23 protein-coding genes are annotated in these 22,645 nt (G+C 74.9%); 17 read left to right on the top strand and 6 right to left on the bottom strand.

Features of this window, described 5'->3' with window-relative positions; all coding sequences use genetic code 11:
• Positions 1-13 precede the first annotated feature (13 nt).
• Positions 14-754, bottom strand: coding sequence for an MIP/aquaporin family protein (locus BLS67_RS22625; protein WP_242654292.1), 741 nt, complete (start codon positions 752-754; stop codon positions 14-16).
• Positions 755-935: 181 nt separating this feature from the next.
• On the opposite strand from BLS67_RS22625, the gene BLS67_RS22620 reads away from it, so the two are divergent.
• The 9 genes from BLS67_RS22620 (at position 936) to bla (ending at position 11,198) form a co-directional block, all read left to right on the top strand.
• Positions 936-1,652 (top strand): IclR family transcriptional regulator, encoded by a 717-nt coding sequence (locus BLS67_RS22620; protein WP_165617699.1) that lies wholly within the window; start codon positions 936-938, stop codon positions 1,650-1,652.
• Complete coding sequence (gene glpK / locus BLS67_RS22615; RefSeq protein ID WP_091250530.1) at positions 1,645-3,150, top strand: glycerol kinase GlpK; 1,506 nt, start codon at positions 1,645-1,647, stop codon at positions 3,148-3,150. Before BLS67_RS22620 ends, glpK begins: the two co-directional genes overlap by 8 nt.
• Before the next feature lie 122 nt (positions 3,151-3,272).
• A complete protein-coding gene (locus BLS67_RS22610; protein WP_091250527.1) occupies positions 3,273-5,003 on the top strand; it encodes a glycerol-3-phosphate dehydrogenase/oxidase in 1,731 nt (576 codons plus the stop codon).
• A gap of 29 nt (positions 5,004-5,032) precedes the next feature.
• A complete protein-coding gene (locus BLS67_RS22605; RefSeq protein WP_091250524.1) occupies positions 5,033-5,467 on the top strand; it encodes an SRPBCC family protein in 435 nt (144 codons plus the stop codon).
• A gap of 39 nt (positions 5,468-5,506) precedes the next feature.
• Positions 5,507-6,121, top strand: a complete 615-nt coding sequence (locus tag BLS67_RS22600) for a TetR/AcrR family transcriptional regulator (RefSeq protein ID WP_091250522.1) — start codon at positions 5,507-5,509, stop codon at positions 6,119-6,121.
• Between the two features lie 9 nt (positions 6,122-6,130).
• Positions 6,131-8,437, top strand: a complete 2,307-nt coding sequence (locus BLS67_RS22595) for an MMPL family transporter (protein ID WP_091250518.1) — start codon at positions 6,131-6,133, stop codon at positions 8,435-8,437.
• A 43-nt stretch (positions 8,438-8,480) separates the two neighbouring features.
• A complete protein-coding gene (locus BLS67_RS22590; RefSeq protein ID WP_091250515.1) occupies positions 8,481-9,152 on the top strand; it encodes a hypothetical protein in 672 nt (223 codons plus the stop codon).
• 37 nt (positions 9,153-9,189) lie between these two features.
• Positions 9,190-10,269 (top strand): M20 family metallopeptidase, encoded by a 1,080-nt coding sequence (locus BLS67_RS22585; RefSeq protein WP_091250560.1) that lies wholly within the window; start codon positions 9,190-9,192, stop codon positions 10,267-10,269.
• Positions 10,257-11,198 carry a class A beta-lactamase gene (gene bla / locus BLS67_RS22580; RefSeq protein WP_207500830.1) on the top strand — a complete coding sequence of 314 codons (942 nt, stop codon included), beginning with the start codon at positions 10,257-10,259 and terminating at the stop codon, positions 11,196-11,198. Before BLS67_RS22585 ends, bla begins: the two co-directional genes overlap by 13 nt.
• Here the strand turns inward: bla and BLS67_RS22575 are convergent.
• Positions 11,182-12,393 (bottom strand): AGE family epimerase/isomerase, encoded by a 1,212-nt coding sequence (locus BLS67_RS22575; RefSeq protein WP_091250513.1) that lies wholly within the window; start codon positions 12,391-12,393, stop codon positions 11,182-11,184. The genes bla and BLS67_RS22575 overlap by 17 nt on opposite strands.
• A gap of 76 nt (positions 12,394-12,469) precedes the next feature.
• Here BLS67_RS22575 and BLS67_RS22570 point away from each other — a divergent pair, with 76 nt between their 5' ends.
• The 4 genes from BLS67_RS22570 to BLS67_RS22555 are packed head-to-tail and all read left to right on the top strand — an operon-like array spanning position 12,470 to position 15,133.
• On the top strand, positions 12,470-13,216 hold the full coding sequence (locus BLS67_RS22570; RefSeq protein ID WP_207500828.1) for an AIM24 family protein: 747 nt from the start codon (positions 12,470-12,472) through the stop codon (positions 13,214-13,216).
• Positions 13,217-13,245: 29 nt separating this feature from the next.
• Positions 13,246-13,686, top strand: coding sequence for a VOC family protein (locus tag BLS67_RS22565; RefSeq protein WP_091250507.1), 441 nt, complete (start codon positions 13,246-13,248; stop codon positions 13,684-13,686).
• The gene (locus BLS67_RS22560; RefSeq protein ID WP_091250504.1) at positions 13,683-14,621 is read left to right on the top strand and encodes a hydroxymethylglutaryl-CoA lyase; all 939 of its coding nucleotides are present in this window, start codon (positions 13,683-13,685) and stop codon (positions 14,619-14,621) included. The genes BLS67_RS22565 and BLS67_RS22560 overlap by 4 nt, the downstream gene beginning before the upstream one ends.
• On the top strand, positions 14,618-15,133 hold the full coding sequence (locus BLS67_RS22555) for a flavin reductase family protein (RefSeq protein WP_091250500.1): 516 nt from the start codon (positions 14,618-14,620) through the stop codon (positions 15,131-15,133). Before BLS67_RS22560 ends, BLS67_RS22555 begins: the two co-directional genes overlap by 4 nt.
• Before the next feature lie 11 nt (positions 15,134-15,144).
• Here BLS67_RS22555 and BLS67_RS24860 read toward each other — a convergent pair whose 3' ends face one another.
• The 3 genes from BLS67_RS24860 to BLS67_RS22540 all read right to left on the bottom strand — a co-directional run bounded on the left by BLS67_RS24860 (position 15,145) and on the right by BLS67_RS22540 (position 18,370).
• Positions 15,145-17,469, bottom strand: a complete 2,325-nt coding sequence (locus tag BLS67_RS24860) for a GAF domain-containing SpoIIE family protein phosphatase (protein ID WP_278247157.1) — start codon at positions 17,467-17,469, stop codon at positions 15,145-15,147.
• 69 nt (positions 17,470-17,538) lie between these two features.
• Positions 17,539-18,012 carry a hypothetical protein gene (locus BLS67_RS22545; RefSeq protein WP_242654291.1) on the bottom strand — a complete coding sequence of 158 codons (474 nt, stop codon included), beginning with the start codon at positions 18,010-18,012 and terminating at the stop codon, positions 17,539-17,541.
• The gene (locus BLS67_RS22540) at positions 18,005-18,370 is read right to left on the bottom strand and encodes a hypothetical protein (protein ID WP_091250496.1); all 366 of its coding nucleotides are present in this window, start codon (positions 18,368-18,370) and stop codon (positions 18,005-18,007) included. The genes BLS67_RS22545 and BLS67_RS22540 overlap by 8 nt, the downstream gene beginning before the upstream one ends.
• A gap of 160 nt (positions 18,371-18,530) precedes the next feature.
• Between BLS67_RS22540 and BLS67_RS22535 the strand changes: the two genes are divergently transcribed.
• Entirely contained in the window at positions 18,531-20,012 is a 1,482-nt protein-coding gene (locus BLS67_RS22535; protein ID WP_091250493.1) for a S8 family serine peptidase, read from the top strand.
• Between the two features lie 70 nt (positions 20,013-20,082).
• Complete coding sequence (locus BLS67_RS22530; RefSeq protein ID WP_091250490.1) at positions 20,083-20,532, top strand: peroxiredoxin; 450 nt, start codon at positions 20,083-20,085, stop codon at positions 20,530-20,532.
• 45 nt (positions 20,533-20,577) lie between these two features.
• Here BLS67_RS22530 and BLS67_RS22525 read toward each other — a convergent pair whose 3' ends face one another.
• Positions 20,578-21,678, bottom strand: a complete 1,101-nt coding sequence (locus BLS67_RS22525; protein ID WP_091250487.1) for a CaiB/BaiF CoA transferase family protein — start codon at positions 21,676-21,678, stop codon at positions 20,578-20,580.
• 163 nt (positions 21,679-21,841) lie between these two features.
• Here BLS67_RS22525 and crcB point away from each other — a divergent pair, with 163 nt between their 5' ends.
• Both crcB and BLS67_RS22515 read left to right on the top strand, forming a co-directional pair.
• The gene (crcB, locus tag BLS67_RS22520; protein WP_091250485.1) at positions 21,842-22,267 is read left to right on the top strand and encodes a fluoride efflux transporter CrcB; all 426 of its coding nucleotides are present in this window, start codon (positions 21,842-21,844) and stop codon (positions 22,265-22,267) included.
• A complete protein-coding gene (locus tag BLS67_RS22515; protein WP_091250481.1) occupies positions 22,264-22,617 on the top strand; it encodes a fluoride efflux transporter FluC in 354 nt (117 codons plus the stop codon). The genes crcB and BLS67_RS22515 overlap by 4 nt, the downstream gene beginning before the upstream one ends.
• The last annotated feature ends 28 nt before the right edge of the window (positions 22,618-22,645 follow it).

The raw sequence follows: 22,645 nt of genomic DNA, 5'->3' as shown, positions 1-22,645 counted from the left end.
GGGTGGTGGGGGGTCAGACGGCGACGTGCGCGAACAGGCCGGCCAGCACTGCGCCGATGATCGGGCCGACGATCGGCACCCAGGCGTAGCCCCAGTTGCTGGCGCCCTTGTTCTTGATGGGCAGCAGGGCGTGCGCGATGCGGGGGCCGAGGTCGCGGGCCGGGTTGATGGCGTACCCGGTGGGGCCACCGAGCGAGGCGCCGATGCCGACGACGAGCAGGGCGACGGCCAGCGGGCCGATCATGGTGGGGGTGTCGCCGAACCGGATCACGATGTAGACCAGCACGAACGTGCCGATGGCCTCGGTGATGACGTTGTCGACGTAGCTCTTGATGGCCGGGCCGGTGGAGAAGGTGCCCAGGATGGTGCCGGGGTCGGTCTCGGCCTCGTAGTGCTTGCGGAAGGCCAGCCAGGCCAGCACGGCGCCGATGAAGGCGCCGACCAGCTCACCGGCGAAGTAGGTGAACGTCGAGGCCACCGTGATGGGTACCCCGGTGGCGTAGGTGTCCCCCGGGCCCACGAGCAGGCCGATGGTGACGGCCGGGTTGAGGTGGGCGCCGGACTTCGCCGCGGCGTAGACACCGGCGAAGACCGCGAGGCCCCAGCCGAAGATGATCACGATGTAGCCGCCGCCGAGTGCGCCGGACTTGGCGAGCAGCACGTTCGCGACGACGCCGACGCCCAGCAGGATGAGGATCGCCGTGCCGGTGACCTCGCTGCCGAAGACCGTCAGCAGACTGGTGGTCTGGTCCAAGGGGTTGCTCCTGTTCGTGAACCCGCGGCGGTGCGGGCCGGTTCGGTGCCAAGGGTCCCGCCTGTGTCCCCGATCACCCTGGCGCCTGGACGCTAGGTGTCGCCCGTCACCGGGCGGAAGCGGGTGTGTACGACATCGTCGGACGGGACCAATCGGTGCCGGATGGCCTACCGTCCGCGGTGTGCCGGGCAGCGTGCAGTCCCTCGAGCGCGCGGCGGCGATCCTGCAGGTGGTCGCCGGCAGCGGCGGCACGCTGGGCGTCACCGACATCGCCGCCGCCGTGGGCCTGCCCAAGACCACCGCGCACAGCCTGCTGCGCACCCTGCTCGGCGTCCGCTTCGTCGAGCAGGACCACCAGGGCCGCTACGCCCTCGGCCAGGGCCTGCTGCGGTTGGGCGCGGGCCACCTGGACGTCAACGAGCTGCGGTCGCGTGCCTCGAACTGGGCCGACGCGCTGGCCTCCCGCAGCGGTCAGGCGGTCCGGTTGGCCACCCTGGACGGCGACCGGGTGGTCGTCGTCCACCACGTGTTCCGGCCCGACGACTCGGTGCAGGTGCTCGACGTGGGCACCGTGCTGCCGGCCGACCGGACGGCGCTGGGCCGCGTGCTGGTCGCCTTCGCCCCGCACCGGTCGGTGCGCGGGGTGGTCGACGGCGGCCGGGCCGAGGTGACCGCCGTCCGCACCCAGGGCTGGGCGGTCGAGGACGGCCACCTGCCCGGCACCGTCGGGTTGGCCGCCCCGGTGCGCGGCTCGACCGGTCTGGTGGTCGCCGCCCTGGGCATCACCGGCCCGCCGGAGGCCGTGCTGGACGGCGCGCGCCGACCCCGCGGCCGGCTGGTCGCGATGGTGGTGGAGTCCGCGCAGTCGGTGTCGCGGGAGCTGGGCTGGCATGGCTGACCGCTACGTGCTCGCCGTCGACCAGGGGACGACGTCGACCCGCTCGATCGTCTTCGACCGCAGCGGCCGCATGGTGTCGGTGCGCCAGCGCGAGCACCGGCAGTGGTTCCCGCGGCCGGGCTGGGTCGAGCACGACCCGATGGAGATCTGGGCCAACACCCAGCGGACGGCGGCCCAGGCGCTGCGCGACGCGGCGTCCAGCGCCGGCGAGGTGGTCGCCGTGGGCATCGCCAACCAGCGCGAGACGACCGTCGTGTGGGAGCGCGCCACGGGCCGACCGATCACCCGGGCGATCGTCTGGCAGGACACCCGGACGGCGGACCTGGTGACCCGGCTGGCCGCACGGCCCGACGCCGGCGTGGTCCGCGAGCGCAGCGGCATGGACATCGCCGGCTACTTCGCCGGCCCCCGGCTGCGCTGGGTGCTGGACTCCGTGCCCCGGGCCCGCGAGCGCGCCGACCGCGGCGAGCTGCTGTTCGGCACGATGGAGACCTGGCTGATCTGGAACCTCACCGGGGGCACCGACGGCGGCGTGCACGTCACCGACGTGACCAACGCCAGCCGCACCTCGCTGATGGACGTGCGCACCTGCCGCTGGGACCCCGAGCTGCTGGCCTTCTTCGGCATCCCGGAGACGATGCTCCCCGAGATCCGCCCGTCGGTCGGCGTCCTGGGGACGGCGTCCGCGCTGGGGCAGCCCATCCCCATCACCGGCGCCCTGGGCGACCAGCAGGCCGCGCTGTTCGGCCAGACCTGCTTCGCCCCCGGCGAGGCCAAGTGCACCTACGGCACCGGCAGTTTCCTGCTGCAGAACACCGGCACCGAGCTGGTGCACACCCGGTCCGGGTCGATCTCGACCGTCGCCTACCAGCTGACCGGCGAGCCGGTGCACTACGCGCTGGAGGGGTCGGTCGCCGTCGCCGGGGCCCTGGTGCAGTGGCTGCGCGACGCCCTGGGCCTCATCGCCACGGCCCCGGAGGTCGAGACGCTGGCGCGCACGGTGGAGGACAACGGCGGGTGCTACGTCGTCCCCGCGTTCTCCGGGCTGCTCGCACCGCACTGGCGGGGTGAGGCCCGCGGCATGATCGCGGGGCTGACCGGATACGTGACCAAGGGCCACCTCGCCCGGGCCGTGCTGGAGGCGACCGGGTGGCAGACCCGGGACGTCGTGGTCGCGATGGCCGCGGACTCCGGGTTGCAGCTGCCGGCCCTGCGGGTGGACGGCGGGATGACCACCAACAACCTGCTCATGCAGTTCGTGGCCGACGCGCTGGACACCCCCGTCGTCCGGCCGATGGTCGGCGAGACCGTCTCGCTCGGTGCCGCCTACGCCGCCGGGCTCGCGGTGGGCCTCTGGGCCGACGTCGAGGCGCTGCGCCGCAACTGGCACCGCTCGGCCCAGTGGAGCCCGGTGCCGGCGCGGGCCGCCCAGCTCTCGGCCGAGTACCCGACCTGGGAGAAGGCCGTGCGGCTGTCGATCGCCTGGGGTGATGGCTGACACCACCGTCCGACATCGTCGTACGGATCGGATCGCAGGGGTCCGGGCGCGCACCTACCGTGGACGACGAGCGTCCGGGACGCACCGAAGCTCCCGGGCCGCACCGAACCGAGGAGTGCGCCATGTCCGCCGTCCCCCCGATGGGTCCCGAGGCGCGGGCGCAGGCCTGGGCCGCGCTGGCCGCCGAGCAGTTCGAGGTCCTGGTCGTCGGCGGCGGTGTCACCGGCGCCGGCGTCGCGCTGGACGCCGCCACCCGTGGCCTGAAGACCGCGCTGGTCGAGGCCCGCGACTTCGCCTCCGGCACGTCGTCCCGCTCGTCGAAGCTGTTCCACGGCGGTCTGCGCTACCTGGAGCAGTTCGACTTCGGCCTGGTCCGCGAGGCGCTGCACGAGCGCGACCTCGCGGTCAACCGGATCAGCCCGCACCTGGTGAAGCCGCTGCCGTTCCTCTACCCGCTGACCCACCGCGTGTGGGAGCGGCCCTACGTCACCGCCGGCCTCGCGCTCTACGACGGCCTGGCCCGCTTCGGCGCGCTGTCCGAGCCCATGCCGTCGCAGAAGCACCTCTCGCGCACCGGCGCCCGCAAGCTGTTCCCGGCGCTCAAGCCCGACGCGCTGGTCGGCGCCGTCCGCTACTTCGACGCCCAGGCCGACGACGCCCGGCACACCCTCACCGTCGCCCTCACCGCGGCCAAGTACGGCGCCACCGTGCTGAACTCCGCCGAGGTCGTCTCCTTCACCCGGGTGGGCGGTCGCGTCGTCGGCGCCCGCGTGCGCGACGTCGAGACCGGGCAGGAGATCGACGTCAAGAGCGAGGTCGTGGTCAACGCGACCGGCGTGTGGACCGACGACCTGCAGACCCTCGTGGGCGGCCGCGGCCGGTTCCACGTGCGGGCCTCCAAGGGCGTGCACATCGTCGTCCCGCGCGACCGGATCAACGGCGAGACCGGCCTGATCCTCAAGACCGAGAAGTCGGTGCTGTTCGTCATCCCGTGGGGCTCGCACTGGATCGTCGGCACCACCGACACCGACTGGGACCTGGACAAGGCGCACCCGGCGGCGTCGAAGGCCGACATCGACTACATCCTCGAGCACGTCAACAAGGTGCTGACCACCCCGCTGGTGCACGAGGACATCTCCGGCGTCTACGCCGGCCTGCGCCCGCTGCTGTCCGGTGAGTCCGAGGACACCAGCCAGCTCTCCCGCGAGCACGCCGTCGCCCGGCCCTCGCCCGGCGTCATCTCCGTCGCCGGCGGCAAGTACACGACCTACCGGCCCATGGCCGCCGACGCCGTCGACGCCGTGGCCGAGGACGTCACCCGCGCCGTGCCGGCCAGCGTCACCGAGGACATCCCGCTGGTCGGGGCCGAGGGCTACCACGCCATGGTCAACTCCCTCGACCGGCTGGCCGACACCTGGGGCATCGGCAAGTACCGCGCCGAGCACCTGCTCAACCGGTACGGCTCGCTGACCCCCGACGTCCTGGCCCTGGCCGCCGACGACCGGTCGCTGCTGAAGCCGGTGCCCGGCGCCGAGGAGTACCTCATGGTCGAGATGGTGTGGGGTGCCGCGCACGAGGGCGCGCTGCACCTGGACGACCTGCTGGCCCGTCGCACCCGCATCTCGATCGAGACCCCCCACCGGGGCACCGAGAGCGCGCAGGCCGTGGCCGAGGCCGTGGCCGGCGTCCTCGGGTGGGACGACGAGCGGGTGACCAACGAGGTTGCCTCCTACGCCGCCCGCGTCGAGGCCGAGCGCCGCTCGCAGACCGAGGCCGACGACCGCGCCGCCGACGCCGTCCGGGTGGCCGCCCCGGACACCCGAGCGGTGGCGGTGGGCCGAGCGCTGGTGTGAGGTCGGTCGGCATGGGGCACCCCTGCCCCATGCCGACCGTCGAGCGCACGTTCACCGTCTCCGCACCGATCGAGAAGGTCGGGCCCTACCTGGCCGACTTCGCCAACGCCGAAGCCTGGGACCCGGGCACGAAGACCTGCACGCCGATCGACGGCCAGCCGGTCCAGGTGGGGTCCCGCTGGAAGAACGTCAGCGAGTTCATGGGCCGGGAGACCGAGCTGGAGTACCGGCTCGAGCGCTGGGAGCCCGACCACCTCACGCTGATCGGTGAGAACAAGACCGTCACCTCCACCGACGACATCTCGCTGCGCGCCGTGGACGCCCGGACCACCGAGATCACCTACCACGTGGACTTCGACTTCCACGGGGTCGCCGCGGTCGCCGGTCCGCTGCTCAAGCCGGCGCTGGAGAAGCTCGGCAGCGACACCGAGGAGCAGATGACGAAGGTGCTCCCCACCATCTGACGCCGCGATGCAGGGCTGTATCCAATACAGTTCTGCATCGTGACCGTCACGCCCGCGAAGCGCCGCCGCGAGGTGACCGTTGAGCGGCTGCTGGACGCGGCGCTGGAGACCTTCGCCGACACCGGGTTCGCGGCGGCCAGCGTCGAGGACGTCTGCCGGCGCGGCGGGTTCACCCGCGGCGCCTTCTACTCCAGCTTCAGCACCAAGCACGAGCTGTTCGCGGCCCTGATGACCCGGGAGATGGCCCGGCACCTGGCCGACGCCGAGCGCCTGCTGGCCGACGTGGCCGGGGCACCCGACCCGCTCGCCGCCGCGGTCGACCGGGTCACCGGCCTGCTCGCCGCCAGCCGCACCTGGACCCTGGTGCTCACCGAGTACCAGTTGCTTGCCGCCCGCGACCCCGCCGCGGCTGCGCTGCTGGCCGAGCACGGGGCCGGCGTGGCCGAGCAGGTCGCCGCGGTCGTCGTCCGGGCCACCCGCACCGCCGGGGTCGACCTCGCCGTGCCTCCCGCCGAGGTCGCGCACGCCTTCCTCGCCCTGCACCACGGCCTCGCGCTCGGCGCGGCCAGCAACCCCGGCGCCCCCGCCGCCCTCGAGCGGTCCGCCCTGCTCGCCCTGCTCCGCGGGGTCACCGTCCCCGCCCCGACCTCGTAGGAGTCCTGCGTGTCCACCCTGCTGCAGCGCCTGGGCCGAGCATCGTTCCGGAACCGCTGGACCGTCGTCGGGATCTGGGTCCTCGTGCTGGCCGGCGTCGTGGCGGCGGTCCTGCTGCGGGGGTTGTCCTTCGACGACCGGTTCACCATCCCCGGCTCGGAGTCCCAGCAGGCGCTGGACCGGCTGGCCGAGGTCTCCCCGGCGGCCGCCGGGGCCAGCGCGCAGGTGGTGTTCGTCGCCCCCGACGGGCAGAGCGTCACCGACCCGGCCTTCGCCGCGGCGATCACGCAGTCGATCACCGCCATGGGGCAGGTGGCCGACGTCGGCGCCGTCCTCGACCCGTTCCAGACCCGGGCGGTCAGCCCCGACGGCCGTGCCGCGCTGGCCAACGTGCAGTACGACGTGGACAACACCCGCCTGGCCGACGACGCGCTCCAGCAGATGCAGGACGCCGCGGCGCCGGCCGCCGACGCCGGGTTGACCGTGGACGTCGGCGGCAACGCCTTCCAGCTCACCTCGGTGACGGTCGGCCCGCTGGAGTTCATCGGGGTCGCGGTCGCCGTGCTCGTGCTCGCCGTCGCGCTGGGCTCGCTGCTGGCCGCGGGGATGAACCTGCTCACCGCCCTGGTCGGGGTGGCCGTCGGGCTCGCCGGGTTCCTCGCGGTCGGCAGCTTCACCACGCTGTCGTCGTCGGCCCCCACCCTGGCGCTGATGATCGGCCTGGCCGTCGGCATCGACTACACGTTGTTCATCCTGACCCGCCACCGGACCCAGCTCGCCGCCGGCGGCGACCCCGAGGAGTCCGCCGGCCGGGCGGTCGGGACGGCGGGGTCGGCCGTGGTGTTCGCGGGGCTGACCGTCGTGGTCGCCCTCGCCGGGCTGTCGGTGGTGGGGGTCCCGTTCCTGACCGTGATGGGTCTGGGTGCCGCCGGCACCGTGGTGGTCGCGGTCGCCGTCGCGCTGACCCTGGTGCCGGCGCTGATGGGCCTCGCCGGGGAGCGGCTGACACCGAGGCCGGGCAGCCGGGCCGCCCGGCTGGAGGCGGCCAGTGCCGGTGGGGGCCGGTCGCTCGGGGTGCGGTGGGCCGCGCTGGTGACGGCCAAGCCCTGGCTCACCGTGCTGGTCGTGCTCGCCGGTCTGCTGGTGGTGGCGCTGCCGGCCGCGAAGCTCGAGCTGGCGCTCCCCGACAACGGCACGGCCGCCGAGGGCAGCGCCCAGCGCGAGACCTACGACGCCGTCGACGAGTTCTTCGGCCCGGGCCTGAACGGGCCGCTGGTGGTGCTCCTGGACGGCGTCGACCCGGCGACGGGCCAGGACGCCGCGAACACCGTCGCCGCGGCCATCGGCGGCACCCCGGGCCTGCTGCCCGGCAGCACGACCGGCGGTCTGGACGACGTCCTGTACGCCGCGCCGCAGCAGGTCGGCGACACCACCTGGATCATCCAGGTCATCCCCGGGAGCGGGCCGCAGGACGAGGCCACCCGCACCCTGGTCGGCGACATCCGCGACCTCGCACCCCAGCTGGAGCAGCAGACCGGCGGCACCCTCGCGGTCACCGGCCTGACCGCGGTGGCCATCGACGTGTCCAGCACGTTGGGTGCGGCGCTGCTGCCGTTCGGCCTGGTCGTGGTGGGCCTGTCGGTGGTCCTCCTGCTGCTGGTGTTCCGGTCGGTCCTGGTGCCGGTGAAGGCCGCGCTGGGGTTCGTGCTCTCGGTCGTCGCGGCCTTCGGGGCCGTCGTCGCGGTGTTCCAGTGGGGCTGGCTGATCGACCTCGTCGGCGTCTCGAGCACCGGTCCGGTGGTCAGCCTGATGCCGATCATCCTCATCGCGGTGCTGTTCGGGCTGGCGATGGACTACGAGGTCTTCCTGGTCTCCCGGATGCGCGAGGCGTACGTCCACGGTGCCTCGCCGCGCGAGGCGGTGGTGGAGGGGATGCGGCACGCGGCCCGGGTGGTCACGGCCGCTGCGCTGATCATGTTCTCGGTGTTCGCCAGCTTCCTCACCATCGACGAGCCGGTGGTGAAGTCCATCGCGCTGGGGCTGGCGGTCGGGGTGCTGGCCGACGCGTTCCTGGTCCGGATGACGCTGGTGCCGGCCGTGCTGGTGCTGCTGGGCCGGTCGGCCTGGTGGCTGCCGCGCTGGGCGGAGAAGGTGCTGCCCGACCTGGACGTCGAGGGCGCGAAGCTGGACGCCGGCGCCGTGCCTCCGCCGCGGGGTGCGCACGAGGCCCCGGAGGGGCAGCCGGGCACGCTGACCGCCGTGGTGCACCCCGGCGACCGGCCTGGGGCGCACGAGGCGCAGGGCTCCCGGCCGTGACCGCCTGTCGGGGATCGGCCGGGTCATCGGCGAGACTGGGCGGGTGAGCGGACCAGGGGACGGCGGGCAGGGCTGGGCGGCGAGCGGGTCCGAGGGGTACGGCGGTCCGCCGCCCTCGCAACCCGCACCGCCCCGGCCCTACCCGGCGGCGGCCCCGCTGCCCGGTCCGTGGGGCCCCGCGCCCTACCCCGCGGCGCAGCAGCCGTGGGGGGCCCAGCCGGGCTGGTGGACCCCGCCGACCCCGCCGCCGGCGCCCTGGCCGCGCGGGCCCGGTCGGCCGCAGCAGGCCGGGGCGGCCGCCGTGCTGGGCTTCATCGCCGGCGGGATGGCCCTGCTGTGGGGGCTGGTCGGCATCGTGCTGCTCGCCGGGTCCGACGGCGGCACCGGGACCTGGCTGGGCGTGGTCGTCGGGCTCCCGGCCGGGGTGGCCCTGATCGTCGGCGGCACCCGGCTGCTGGCCGGCGCAGACCGCTGGTTCGTGGTCGGCGGCGGTGCGGCCCTCGGCGTCGCGGTGCTGACCCAGGCGGTGGTCAGCGCGGCCACGTCGTACGGGTCGGCGTTCGGCCAGGCGTTCCTGGTCGTCCTCCTGCTCCCCGTGCCGGTCGTGGCGGCGGTGCTGGCCGGGCTCCCGGCGGTCGGCGGCTGGGTCGAGCACGTCCGGGGCACCACCTCCCCGCAGGTCACGCCCCCGCCGCAGGCCCCGTCCGGCTGGTGACCCTGCCGGTTCCACGTGGAACCGGCAGGGTGGGGTGATGGCCCTCGATCCCGTCGAGCTCGTGCGCGAGCTGGTCCGCCGTCCCACCGTCTCGGGCGACCCCCGCCCCCAGCGGGACGTGATGGGCGTGGTCACCGAGGTGCTCACCGGGCAGGCGCCGCACCTGCAGCGCCGGGCCGGCGAGGACGCCGACCAGCCCTGGTGCCTCCTCACCACGCCCACCGACCCGGAGCGGCCCCGGCTGGTATTCGCGTGCCACGTCGACACCGTCCCGGCCGCCGACGCCCGGGCCTGGCAGCGCGACCCGTTCGGCGCCGACCACGAGGACGGCCGGGTCTGGGGCCGCGGCGGCTCGGACATGAAGGCCGGGCTCGTGGCCGCCGTCGCCGCGCTCGCCGCCGCCGACCCGGACACCCCGGTCGGGTTGCTGCTGACCAGCGACGAGGAGATCGGCTCGACCGGCGCCCAGGTCGCGGCGCGGGCGCTGGCGGGCACGCGCACGGGGGCGGTCGTGGTCCCGGAGGCCACCGGCAACGAGGTGGTGCTCGGGCACCGGGGTGCGCTGTGGCTCGCCGTCCGGGCCGCGGGGCGGGCGGCGCACGGCAGCACCCCGCACCTCGGGCACAACGCGGTGCTGGACCTGGTCGCCGTGCTGGCCCGGGCCGGGGTGGAGCTGCCGTTGGCGCACGAGGAGTTCCTGGGCGCCGAGACCTGGAACCCGGGGGTGATCAGCGGCGGCACCGTGCCCAACGTCGTCCCCGACACCGCCGAGGTCGTCGTCGACATGCGCACCGTGCGCGACGGCGCCGCTCTGCAGGCCTGGTGGCGCGCGCAGCCGGAGGTCGCCGAGGTCGAGGTCCGGGTGGACCTGCCGCCGCTGCTGACGCCGGGCGACGACCCGTGGGTGCGCGGCCTGCCCGCCGTGGTCCGGCCCGAGCCGGCCACCTACTTCACCGACGGCTCGGTGCTCGGGCCGCTGGCCGACGGCGCCCCGATCGTGGTGTGGGGCCCGGGCACCCCCGCGGTGATGCACGCCCGCGACGAGTACGTGGAGGTCGCCGAGCTCACCCACGCCGTGCAGGTGTTCGGCGAGGTGGTCGACCGGTGGGGCCGGTGACGCCGGTGCGGCTGCGGCTGCGGGTCGCGGTCGCCGTCCTGGGTGCGCTGGTCCTGGCCGGGTGCACCTCCTCGACCCCGGCCGAGGGCACGTCGTCGTCGTCCTCGGCGACGGCCCCGTCCTCCACGACGGCGGCCACGGTGGACGTGTCGGCCGAGCTCGCCGCCCTCGAGCAGGAGTACGACGTGCGCATCGGGGTGTCCGCCGTGGACACCGGCACCGGCACCCGGGTCGAGCACCGCGCCGACGAGCGGTTCGGCTACGCCTCGACCCTGAAGGCCTTCGCCGCGGGCGTCTTCCTGCGCGAGGTGCCCTCCGCCGACCGTGCGCGGCTCGTCACCTGGAGCCAGACCGACGTCGACGCGGCCGGCTACGCCCCGGTGACGGGCGCGGCCGTCGCGACCGGGCTGACCGCGGCGGAGCTGGCCGAGGCGGCGGTGCGGCAGAGCGACAACCTGGCGCTGAACCTGGTCCTCGACCTCCTCGGTGGACCGGCCGGGCTGGACGCCGCCCTCGCCGACCTCGGCGACACCACCACCGACGTGGTGCACGAGGAGCCGGCGCTGAACGACGTCGACCCGGCCACGAGCACCGCCGACACCACCACCCCCGCGGCCTTCACCGACGGGCTGCGCGCCCTGCTGGCACCGGGCGCACTGACCGACGCGGACCGGTCCACGCTGCTGTCCTGGATGAGCGGCAACGCCACCGGCGACACGCTGGTGCGGGCCGGTGCGCCCGCGGGCTGGGTCGTCGCCGACAAGTCCGGGGGCGCCGGCGGCATCCGCAACGACATCGCGGTGGTCACCCCACCCGGGCGCGACCCGGTCCTGGTCACCGTGCTCACCGAGGAGCTCGACCCGACGGCCGCCTACGAGGACGCGGTCGTCGCCCGCACCGCTGCGGCCGTGCTCACCGCGCTGGGTTGACGCCCGCTGCCCGCACGACGGACTCGGCGACGGAGCTGGTGACCGGCAGCCGGGGCAGCAGCAGGGCCTGCGCGACGTGGTAGGCGTCGGGCTGGCCGGTCCAGGTGGTGTGCCCGACCTGGCCCTCGGGCGTGAGCTCGTGGTGCCAGTTGCCCGTGCGGGTGTCCAGCACCAGCAGCTCGACCAGGTTCGACCAGTGCTCGTGGTCGGCGCGGTACCCGGCCTCGCCGGTGACCGCACCCAGCACGGCGGCCGCGGCCAGCGCCTCGGCCATGACCCAGTGCATGCGGGCGGTGACGACGGGGCGGTCGGCCCAGTCCAGGGTGTAGACGAACCCGGGCTGGCCGTCGGGTGCCCCGCCGCGCTGCACGGCCACCCGGTACAGCTGCGTCGAGGCGTCGAGCAGCCACGGCTCGAGGTCGACGACGGTGCCCAGGTGGGCGATCAACCGCGCCCACTCGAACTGGTGCCCGACGGTCACCCCGTAGGGCCGGAACGGGTCGGCCGGAGCATCCCGGTTGAACTCCGGCAGCGCCGTCCAGGCGGGGTCGTAGTGCTCGGGGAGCCGCCAGTCGCGGTCGCGGGCCTCGCCGACCAGCCGCTCGGTGATGCGCCGGCTGCGGTCCCGCAGCTGCGCGGCGCGGGCGTCGTCCCCCCGCGAGGCCAGGGCGTCGGCGGCGGCCAGCTGGGCCTCGACGCCGTGCATGTTGGCGTTGGCGCCGCGGTAGTCCGAGCACGTGGTCCACGCGGCGTCCCACTCCTCGACGGCGGCCCCGGCGTCGTCGTCCCAGAAGTGCTCGTCCCAGACCTGCAGCGCATCGGCCAGCAGCTCGGGACCCCCGGGCAGGCCGACCCGGGTGAGGGTGGCGCCGGCGAGGACGACGAAGGCGTGCACGTAGGCCTGCTTGGGCCCGGTCCGGTGGGCGTCGGACCACCACCCGCCGTGCTCGTCGTCCCGCAGCATGCCGACCAGGGCCTGCCGGCCGTGCTCGGCCAGCTCGGCGGCGCCCGGTCGGCCCCACGCGGCGGCCAGGCCGAAGACGTGGGTCATCCGGGCGACGACCCAGGTCTCGGGGACCTTCCCCGGCGTCCGCTGCCCGTGCTCGTCCAGCCAGCCGAACCCGCCGGCCGGGTCGGCGGCGGCCGCGGCGGTGGTCAGCAGCCGGTCCAGCTCGGGGGTCTCCGGGGAGGTCATCGCCCGACCGTAGCCACCGGGCCGGGGCCCCGGCAGGATGGCCGTGCCACGGGGACCACCACGGAGGAGACCGAGGATGCGCAGCGAGTTGTTCGCCCCCGAGTTCGCCGAGAGCCAGGCGGCCGGGATCCAGAAGCAGGGCGGCAAGATGTGCCGGGTCGGGCTGAACGGCGAGGTGTTCGCCCGGGCCGGCTCGATGGTGGCCTACCAGGGCAACCTGACCTTCGACGCCATGGGCTCCGGCGGCATCGGCGGGTTCCTCAAGCAGAAGCTCACCGGCGAGGGCGTACCGCTGATGAAGGTGCGCGGGCAGGGCGACCTGTTCCTGGCCGACGCCGCGCAGGACGTCCACATCATCGACCTCGACGGCTCCGACGGGCTGACCATCAACGGCGCCAACGTGCTGGCCTTCGACCCCACGCTGTCCTACGACATCCGCCGCGTCTCCGGCGCCGGCATGGGCAGCAACGCCGGGCTGTTCAACTGCGTCTTCACCGGGGTGGGCCGGATCGCGATCACCACGAAGGGCCAGCCGGTCGTGCTGGCGGTCAACCAGCCCACGTTCGCCGACCCGCAGGCGGCCGTCGCGTGGTCGTCGTCCCTGCAGACCGGGCTGCAGTCCAACGACTCCTTCGGCCTGGGCACCCTCATCGGGCGCACCACCGGCGAGCGGTTCACCCTCTCGTTCTCGGGTCAGGGGTTCGTCGTCGTCCAGGCCTCCGAGGAGCCGCCGGTCAGCGCGATCAGCGGGCAGGGGTCGGGTCAGCAGTCCGGCGAGGGCGGTCTCGGCGGCGCGCTGGGCTCGTTCCTCGGCGGCCGATGAGTTCTGCGCCCGGTCGACGTCCTCACGGCATGACTGCGAACCTGTGCCCCTACCTGAGCTTCGACGGCACCGCCCGCGAGGCCATGGAGACCTACCAGCGCGTGCTCGGCGGCGAGCTGACGGTCAACACCTTCGCCGAGTTCGGCATGGACGGCCCCGACGCCGACCGGATCATGCACAGCCAGCTCGACACCCCCGACGGCATCCTGCTCATGGGCTCGGACACCGGCCCGGGCATGGGCTTCGAGAAGGCCGCGGGGACGACGGTGTGCATCAGCGGCACCGACACCGAGAAGCTGCGCGGCTGGTGGGCGGCGCTCGCCGAGGGCGCCGAGGTGCAGATGCCGCTGGCCGTGCAGATGTGGGGCGACGAGTACGGCGCCATGGTCGACCGGTTCGGCACCCCCTGGATGTTCAACATCACCGCCGCTCCCCGCGACCGAGACGGCGGGGGCATGATCGGGGCGTGAACGACTTCGACCTGGTCCTGCCCCCCGCCGTCGACGTCCGCGAAGTGGGCATGCGCGACGGCCTGCAGCTCGAGGAGCCGGTGCCGCTGGCGGGCAAGCTGGCGATGCTCGAGGCCCTGGTCGCCACCGGGGTGCAGCGCATCGAGGTCACCTCGTTCGTCTCGCCGAAGGCGGTGCCGGCCCTGGCCGACGCCGACCAGGTGGCCGCGGAGCTGCACCGGTTCACCGGGGTGCGGTTCTCGGCGCTGGTCGCGAACCTGCGCGGGGCGCAGCGCGCGGTCGACGCCGGCATCGCCGACCTCGAGTACGTGGTCAGCGCGGCCGACTCGCACTCCCGGGCCAACGCCGGCCGGTCGACGTCCGAGGCGGTCGCCGCGGTGGCCGACATCGCGGCGCTCGCCCACGGCGCCGGCGGATCGCTGGAGGTGATCGTGGCGACGGCGTGGGACTGCCCCTTCGACGGCCGCACCGCGGTCGACCGCACGGTCGACGTCACCCGGGCCGCGGTCACCGCCGGCGCCGACGCCCTCTGCCTGGGCGACACCATCGGGACGACGACCCCGCTGCGGGTGGTCCGGTTGCTCGACGAGGTGCGCCGGGTCTCCCCCGGTGTCCCGCTGGGCGCGCACTTCCACGACACCCGCGGCACCGGCCAGGCCAACGCGCTGGCCGCGGTCCAGGCCGGGGTCACCCAGCTCGACTCCTCGGTCGGCGGCCTGGGCGGCTGCCCGTTCGCCCCCGGCGCCAGCGGCAACATCGCCACCGAGGAGCTCGTCTACTGGCTCACCGACTCCGGGGTGGCCACCGGCATCGACCTGGACGCCGTCCTGGCCGCCGCTGCGGTGACGGAGCGGTCCGTCGGGCGGCCGCTGCCCTCGTCGTTGTACCGGGCAGGTGGGAAGAACGCGCCGCGCGGGGCGTTCCAGCCGGCATGAGCGAGCAGCCGCAGGAGATCGTCGACCCCCGCGTCATGCGGGACGTGCTGGGCCACTTCGCCTCGGGCATCACGGTGGTGACCGCCCAGGGGCAGGACGGACCGATCGGGTTCACCTGCCAGTCGTTCAGCTCGTTGTCGCTCGAGCCGCCGCTGGTCGCCTTCGCCCCCGCCCGCACCTCGACCACCTGGCCGCGGCTGCGCGAGATCGGCCGGTTCTGCGTGAACGTGCTGGCCGACGACCAGGACGGGCTCTCCTCGCAGTTCGCCCGCTCGGGCACCGACAAGTACGCCGGGGTCTCCTGGTCGCCGTCCGCGCACGGGTCGCCGGTGCTCGAGGGCGTGGTGGCCTGGATCGACTGCGAGCTGTACGCCGAGCACGACGGCGGCGACCACACGATCGTCGTCGGCCGGGTGCTCGACCTGGGCGCGACGGCGGAGAAGACCCCGCTGGTCTTCCACCGCGGCGCCTACGGCCTGCAGTCGGCGGTCGTCCCGCCCGCTGGCGCCTGACGCCGGCTCGGTCAGCCGAAGCGGACGGTGATGAGGGCGACGTCGTCCCGGCGGTCCAGGTCGGTGTCGACCGCGTGGGTGCACAGGTCGGCGGGGGGTGCGTCGACCGGGGCGTCGCGCAGCCGCTGGACCAGCGCGGCGATGCCCTCGTCGAGGTCGGCGCCGGGGTGCTCGATCAGGCCGTCGGTGTAGCCGACCAGCGTGGTGCCGGCCGGTACCTCCAGGTGCACGCTCGTGCGGCGGGTGTCGCCGTCGACCCCCACCAGCAGCCCGGTGGGCTCGGTGAGCACCTGCACCTGGCCGTCGGGGAGGCGCAGCAGCAGCGGCGGGTGGCCGGCGTTGGCCACGACCAGCTGCCAGGGGCGCCCCTCGCCCTCGGGGGGCACGGCCCGCACGTAGGCCATGGTGGCCATCGACGCGACGTGCAGGCCCTGGACCAGGCGGTCCACCCGGCCGAGCACGGCGCCGGGGTCGGGGTCGGTCGGGTCCCACATGCAGGCCCGCAGCAGCCCGCGCAGGTGGCCCATCGCGGCGGCCGCCGCCACGTCGTGGCCCACGACGTCGCCGATGGCCACGCCGATCGCGCCGTCGGGCAGCTGCAGCAGGTCGTAGAAGTCGCCGCCGACGTCGGCGGCGGTCGAGGCGCTCACGTAGTGGGCGGCCGCGGTGACGCCGGGGATGTCGGGCAGCTGCGGCAGCAGCGAGCGCTGCAGCGTCTCGGCCACCTGGTGCTCGGCCTGGTAGAGCCGCACGTTGTCCAGCGCCAGGCCGGCGCGGCGCGCGAGGTCCTGCACCAGGTCGACGTCGTCCTCGTCGAACCCGTTGTCCGCGCCGATGGCGACCAGGGCCATCGAGCCCAGCACCCGGCGGCGGGCGATCAACGGCACCGCGAGGACCTCCCGGCCGCCGAGCCGGTCGTAGGCGCCGCGGGCCGCGGGGTGGGCGAACACCTCGTCGAGCTGGGCGTCGGTCAGGCCCTGCAGCAGCACCGGCTGCCGGGTCTCCATGGCCCGCCGGCTCGGGGACGCCGGGGTCAGGTGCATCGCGTGCTGCGAGCTCACCGTGCCGAGCTCCTCGGCGTGCCCGCCGCGGTGCCGGGCAGCGGTGCGCACGACCTCGCCGTGCGCGTCGACCACGGTCACGAAGATCCAGTCGGCCAGCCGGGGGACGCACAGCGCGGCCAGGCGGTCCAGCAGCTCGGTCATGTCCAGCGTGGCCGTGAGCGAGCTGGTGGCCTCGGCCATGAGCGCCAGCCGGCTCTGGGCCAGCTCGGCCTCCTCGCGGGCGCGCTCGGCGTCGGCCTGGGCCTGCTCGGCGACCGCCTGGGCCAGCTCGGCCTCGCGGCGGGCGACCTGCTCGGCGGCGAAGGCGGCCGCCCGCTCGCCCTCGGCCCGCACCCGCTCGGTGACGTCGCTCTGCACGCCGACGAAGCTGACCAGCTCGCCGGCGCCGTCGAACACCGGGCTGATCGACAGCTGGTTCCAGAACGCGGTGCCGTCCTTGCGGTAGTTCAGCAGCGTCTCGGTGATCGGCCGGCGGTCCGCGAGCGCCGAGCGGATGAGCGCCACGGTGGCCCGGTCGGTGGCCGGGCCCTGCAGGAAGCGGCAGTTGCGCCCCACGGAGTCCTCGGCGCTGTAGCCGGTGACCCGGGTGAACGAGGGGTTGACCCAGACCAGCGGGTGGTCCTCGCGGCGGGGGTCGGTGATGGTGAAGCAGATGTCGGTGGCCAGCACGGCCCGGTCGCGCAGCGCCTGCAGCCGGCTCTCGGGGTCGCCGCGGTCGGCGTCGATCTGCAGGAAGACGATCAGCGCCAGCTGGTCGATCGCGGGGTCCTGCGACAGCGGGAAACCGGTGACCCAGAGGGGCTGCCCCACGTCGTCGGCGCCGCTGGGCGCCAGCCGGACCGCCTCACCCGAGACCGGGGCGCCGTCGGCGACCTGGGACAGCGGGTTGGTGGAGCTGGCCAGCGGGGCACCGGAGAGGTCGGTGAGCCCGGCGGAGGCGCCCCACTCGTCGATGGGCACCGGGAGCCGGACGCTGCCGGCGAGGTCGACGGCGGCGGTGTTGGCGAAGACCACCGTGCCCGCGGTGCGGTCGATGACCAGGATGGCCACCGGGACGTCGGCCAGCACGCCGGGCAGCGCGGACCGCGCGCCCGCCGGGTCGGTGCCCGACACGACGGCGGAGGCGGCACCGACGGCGTCGGCCTGGTGCTCGGCCTGGTGGTCGGTGCGGTGGTCGGTGCCGCGGTCGGCCGGCACCCCGGAGACCAGGGCGGCGGCCTCGGCCGGCACGTCGGCAGCGCCGGACCCGGCGGCGTCAGGGACCTGCGACACGTCCTCAGCCTACCGGTGGGGCACGACGGACCCGGGTGGCCCGATCCGTGGACCACCCGTCCGGGGTGGTCAGCCGCCCGTCGTCCCGTCGGTGTCGGGGTCGCCCTCCCGCTCGAGGTCGCCCAGGTGGCGCAGCCAGAGCAGACCCAGCACGGGCAGCGCGAGGGGGATGAAGCCGTAGCCCTGCCCGTACACCGACCAGACGGTCGAGTCGGGGAACGCGGCGCGGTCGGCCAGCGACAGGGTGCCGACGACGAGGACGCCGACCAGCTCGACCGCGCAGGCGACCACCGCGGTGCGGCGCCCCGACCGGCCGCCGCGGGCCAGCCCGATGGTCGCGACCAGGTAGACGACGGCGGAGAACGCCGACAGCAGGTAGGCGACCGGGGCCTCGTCGAACTGGACGGCGATCTGGACGGCGGCCCGGGCGCCGGCGGCCAGCGCGAAGACGCCGTAGAGGGCGACCAGCACCCGGCCGGGCCCGCGCGCGGTGCTGCCGGCGTCGTCGCCGCCCGCCGCGGGGGCACCCAGCCGGTCAGCCACCGGTGGCCTCCCACAGCTGCAGCAGGCGCCAGACCATGACCGCCACCACGAGGGCCGCCACCGCCAGCACGGTGCCGGCCCACCGGGTGGGCTCGGTGCGCGACCAGAGCACCCCGGCGACCGGCACGAGGACGACGCTGACCAGGTAGGCGAGGAAGGTCGCGGTCTCGGGCGGGCGCTCCCCGCCGACCAGGGCGACGACGACCAGGCCGAACTGGACCAGCAGCACCGCCTCGAGGACGCCGGCCGCGACCAGGTGGGCCAGCCCGGTGCGCCGGCGCAGCGCGGTGGACAGCCCGCCCAGCACCGCGACCACCAGCGCCACGGCGCTGGCCAGGGCCACGAGGGGGGTGCTCACGCGGTCATCCTCCCAGCGTGCCCGGGCTGGCCGGTCGCGGGCGACACGCCGGTACCTGTGTCCACGGGTAACCGACCGGGGGCCGGCTCGTTCAACCCGGCACAGCGCATCCACAGCCGGCGCGACACCGTCGTCGCGCCCCGCCGTCGAGGAGACCCACGTGAACAGGTTCCGCCGAGCCGTCGGACTGGTCGGGGGTGCCGCCCTCGTGGCCGGCGTCGTCGCCACCAGCACCCCGGCCACCGCAGCACCCGCACCCAGCGCGCTCGCCCCCGTCCAGGCGTTCCTGGCCGACCAGCTCGGCACCCTGTCCGCCGCGGTCCCGACCACGGTGCTGGTGCACGGCACCGACATCGCCGCCGCCCGCTCCGCCGTGGCGGCGACCGGGATGAGCACCACCACCGAGTTCGAGCAGATCGGCGTGGTGGTCGCCCGCGGCACGGCCGACCAGGTCACCGCGGCCCGCGGCGAGCCCGGGGTCACCTACCTCGAGGGCAACGCCCCGATCTCCTTCGCCGACTCCACGTCGAACCTGGCCACCCGGGGCGCCGAGGCGGTCGACACGCTGACCGGCGCGAACGGCCCGGCGCTGGACGGCAGCGGCGTCTCGGTCGCCGTCATCGACTCCGGTGTCGACCCGACCCACCCCTACCTGCAGGACGCCGACGGCACCGACGCCGTCGTGGCCAGCCTGAAGAGCGTCTGCCTCGACGAGTCGACCACCACCACCGACTGCGTGGTCCCGGTGCCGACCATCGTCGACACCGACACCCTCTCGGGCGGCGGGCACGGCACGCACGTCAACGGCATCGTCGCCGGCCGGCCCACCACGCTGACCGACGGCACCCAGCTGCAGGGCGCCGCCCCGGGCGCCTCGCTGGTCTCGATCTCGACCGGCGCCGTCCTCCTCATCGTCGGCGCGGACTCCGCGCTGAACTGGGTGCTGGAGAACCACGACCACCCGTGCGGCGAGGGCGTGAGCGCCGACGTGTGCCCGCCGATCAAGGTCACCAACAACTCCTACGGCCCGACCGGCGGCGGCGCGTTCGACCCGAACTCGGCGACGGTCAAGCTGCAGCGCGCGCTGGCCGACGAGGGCGTCGTCACGGTCTGGGCCGCGGGCAACGACGGCGGCGACGGCTCGGCGTCGCTGACCAACCCGCCCGGCCAGGACCCGACCGGCGGGATCATCTCGGTGGCGTCGTACTACGACGAGGCCACCGGAACGCGGGACGGCGCGGTCAGCGAGTACTCCTCGCGGGGCCTGTCCACCGATGCCTCGACCTGGCCGGATCTGTCCGCGCCCGGTGAGGACATCACGTCGTCCTGCCGGCTGTACCTGCCGATCTGCGCGACCGGCCTGCAGCCGCAGAACGGCCCCGGACCGCTGGACGTCGGCACGTTCAACACGATCAGCGGGACGTCGATGGCCGCACCGCACATCGCCGGCATCGTGGCCCAGCTGTTCCAGGCCGACCCGACCGCCACCCCGGCCGAGGTCGAGGCCGCCCTGGTGGGCACCGCGTACCGGTACACCGACGGTGCGGCCTACCAGACGGTCGGCGACCGCACGACGTCGTTCGACAAGGGCACCGGCCTGGTCGACGTCGTCGCCGCGGTGCAGGCCCTGCTCGCCGACTGACACCGACGGGCGGTTCACCGTTCCACGTGGAACGGTGAACCGCCCGGGCCCCCCGGAACGAAGGAGAGCCATGAAGACCGGTGACGTCGCCCCCGATTTCGAGCTGCCGGACCAGGACGGCACGCCCCGCAAGCTGTCCACGATGCTGCAGAGCGGCCCGGTGGTGCTCTTCTTCTACCCGCTGGCCAGCTCCGGCGGGTGCACGACCGAGATGTGCACGGTGCGCGACGAGGCGGCGCAGTTCGCCGCGGTCGGGGCCCAGCGGGTCGGCATCAGCCAGGACTCCGTGGCCAAGCAGAAGGCCTTCGCCGACGGCAACGGGTTCGACTACCCGCTGCTCTCGGACGCCGACGGCTCGGTGTGCACGGCCTACGGCACCAACCGCGGCTGGAAGGCGGCGCCGACCAAGCGCCACACGATCGTGATCGGCACCGACGGCGTCGTGCGCGACGTCATCAAGAGCGAGTTCTCCTTCGCCAAGCACGCCGGCAAGGCGCTCTCGGCGCTCGCTCCTTCCTGAGGCTCCGGCCGGGCGGTGGCCACTCCCCCGCCCGGCCGGGTTCTGCTACATGCCCAGCTCGGCCCGCACCTGGGCGTCGTGCTGGCCGACCGCCGGCACCCCGCCCACCGAGCCCGGGGTGACCGAGAAGCGCGGTGCGACACCGGGCTGCACCACCCCGTCCACCTCGACGAACACCCCGCGCTCGCGGTTGTGCTCGTCGGTGGTGGCCTCCAGCAGCGACCAGGCCGGCGCGACGCAGGCGTCGGTGCCGGCGAAGACCTGCCACCACTCGGCCCGGGTGCGTGACCCGATGACCTCGGCGAACCGCGCCCGCAGCGCGGGCCAGGCCGCCACGTCCGCGCGATCGGGCACGGTCGGGTCCCCGGCCAGGCCCAGGCCGGTGAGCAGCGCGGCGTAGAACTGCTCCTCGAGCGCGCCCACCGCCAGGAAGGTGCCGTCGGCGCAGCGGTACACGTCGTAGAACGGCGCACCGGTGTCCAGCAGGTTCGCCCCGCGCGCGTCGGTCCACGCTCCGGTGTCGAGCATCCCGTGGATCATCGTGGTGAGCACCGCCGTCCCGTCGACGATGGCGGCGTCCACGACCTGGCCCTCGCCGGTCGCCCGGGCGTGCAGCAACGCGGCGACCGCGCCCAGGGCGAGGAAGACCCCGCCGCCGCCGAAGTCGCCGAGCAGGTTGAGCGCCGGCGCCGGCCGCTCGTCGGGCCGACCGGTCGCCCCGAGCGCGCCGGTGAGCGCGATGTAGCCGATGTCGTGGCCGGCGCTGTGCGCCAGCGGACCGGTCTGCCCCCACCCGGTCATCCGGCCGTAGACCAGCGCCGGGTTGAGCTCGTGCGCCTGCTCGGGGCCCAGGCCCAGCCGCTCCATGACCCCGGGCCGGAAGCCCTCGAGCAGCACGTCGGACCGGGCCACCAGCGCCCGGACGACGGCCAGGTCGGCGTCGTCCTTGAGGTCGAGGGCGATCGAGCGCTTGCCGCGGTCCAGCAGCGAGGTGGCCCCCAGCGCACCGACCAGCCCGGTGCCGCGGGAGCGCCGGTCGACCCGGACGACGTCGGCGCCCAGGTCGGCCAGCAGCATCCCGCAGAACGGCCCGGGGCCCAGCCCGGCGAACTCCACGACCCGTACGCCCTGCAACGGTCCGGCCACGTCGCCGTCCTCCCGCTCGTCGGATGAGCCACCCCCGACCCGGGCCGGCCCCTGTGCGGCAAAGGATCCTTCGCACCCCCTTCCTGGCTGAGACGGGGGTGCAGAGGTTCCTTTGCCGCGTTCGGTCCGGGTGGTGCGGCCCTCGGTGGCATGCTGCCGCACCGTGCGGACCTACCTCGTCGTGGCCCTCGGCGGGGCCCTCGGGGCGCTGGCCCGGTGGGGGGTCTCGCGAGGGCTGCCGCACGTCCCCGGTGCCTGGCCCTGGGCCACGGTCACCGTCAACGTGACCGGCTGCCTGGTGATCGGTGTGCTGCTCGCCGTCCTGCTGGCGCGGTACCCCGACCACCCGTGGCTGCGGCCGTTCCTGGCCACCGGGGTGCTGGGCGGGTACACCACCTTCTCGACGTTCGCGGTCGACGCCGTGCAGCTCGCCGACGCCGGGCGGTGGCCGGTCGCGGTGGGGTACGTGCTGGTCAGCGTCGTGGGCGGGCTCGCCGCCGTCGTCCTCGGTCTGGTGGCCGGGCGGGCGCTGGCCGGCTCCCGGGCCTCGGCGGCCGACGCGCTCGAGGCCGGGGAGGACCGGTCGTGACGGCGCTGTGGGTGGTGCTGGGCGCGCTGGTCGGGGCGCCGGCCCGGCTGGCCGCGGACCGGCTGGCGGTGCGGTGGCGCGGGGCGGGCAGCGTGGTGGGGATCCTGGCGGTGAACGTCGTCGGCAGCCTGGTGCTGGGCGTCGTCCTCGGGTCCCGTGGCCTCTCCCCGGCCGTCGTCGCGCTGGTGGGCACCGGGTTCTGCGGCACGCTGACCACCTTCTCCACCTTCGGGTACGACGTCGTCCGGCTGGTGGAGGAACGACGGGTGGGCCGGGCACTGGCGTACCTGGCCGGGTCGTTGCTGCTCGGTGTCGCCGCGGCGACGATCGGGTACTCGATCGTCCGCTGATCTGCGCCCGGCACCGGTGCCCAGTAGG

The sequence above is a fragment of the Klenkia soli genome (assembly GCF_900103975.1).
GTDB classification, from domain to species: domain Bacteria; phylum Actinomycetota; class Actinomycetes; order Mycobacteriales; family Geodermatophilaceae; genus Klenkia; species Klenkia soli.
This window is presented reverse-complemented; position numbering and strand designations above follow the sequence as displayed.

Coding starts and splice junctions, on each gene's coding strand:
- glpK (WP_091250530.1), top strand. CDS start 1,645: ATGGCTGACCGCTACGTGCTCGCCGTCGACCAGGGGACGACGTCGACC.
- BLS67_RS22610 (WP_091250527.1), top strand. CDS start 3,273: ATGTCCGCCGTCCCCCCGATGGGTCCCGAGGCGCGGGCGCAGGCCTGG.
- BLS67_RS22605 (WP_091250524.1), top strand. CDS start 5,033: ATGCCGACCGTCGAGCGCACGTTCACCGTCTCCGCACCGATCGAGAAG.
- BLS67_RS22585 (WP_091250560.1), top strand. CDS start 9,190: ATGGCCCTCGATCCCGTCGAGCTCGTGCGCGAGCTGGTCCGCCGTCCC.
- BLS67_RS22575 (WP_091250513.1), bottom strand. CDS start 12,393: ATGACCTCCCCGGAGACCCCCGAGCTGGACCGGCTGCTGACCACCGCC.
- BLS67_RS22570 (WP_207500828.1), top strand. CDS start 12,470: ATGCGCAGCGAGTTGTTCGCCCCCGAGTTCGCCGAGAGCCAGGCGGCC.
- BLS67_RS22565 (WP_091250507.1), top strand. CDS start 13,246: ATGACTGCGAACCTGTGCCCCTACCTGAGCTTCGACGGCACCGCCCGC.
- BLS67_RS22555 (WP_091250500.1), top strand. CDS start 14,618: ATGAGCGAGCAGCCGCAGGAGATCGTCGACCCCCGCGTCATGCGGGAC.
- BLS67_RS22530 (WP_091250490.1), top strand. CDS start 20,083: ATGAAGACCGGTGACGTCGCCCCCGATTTCGAGCTGCCGGACCAGGAC.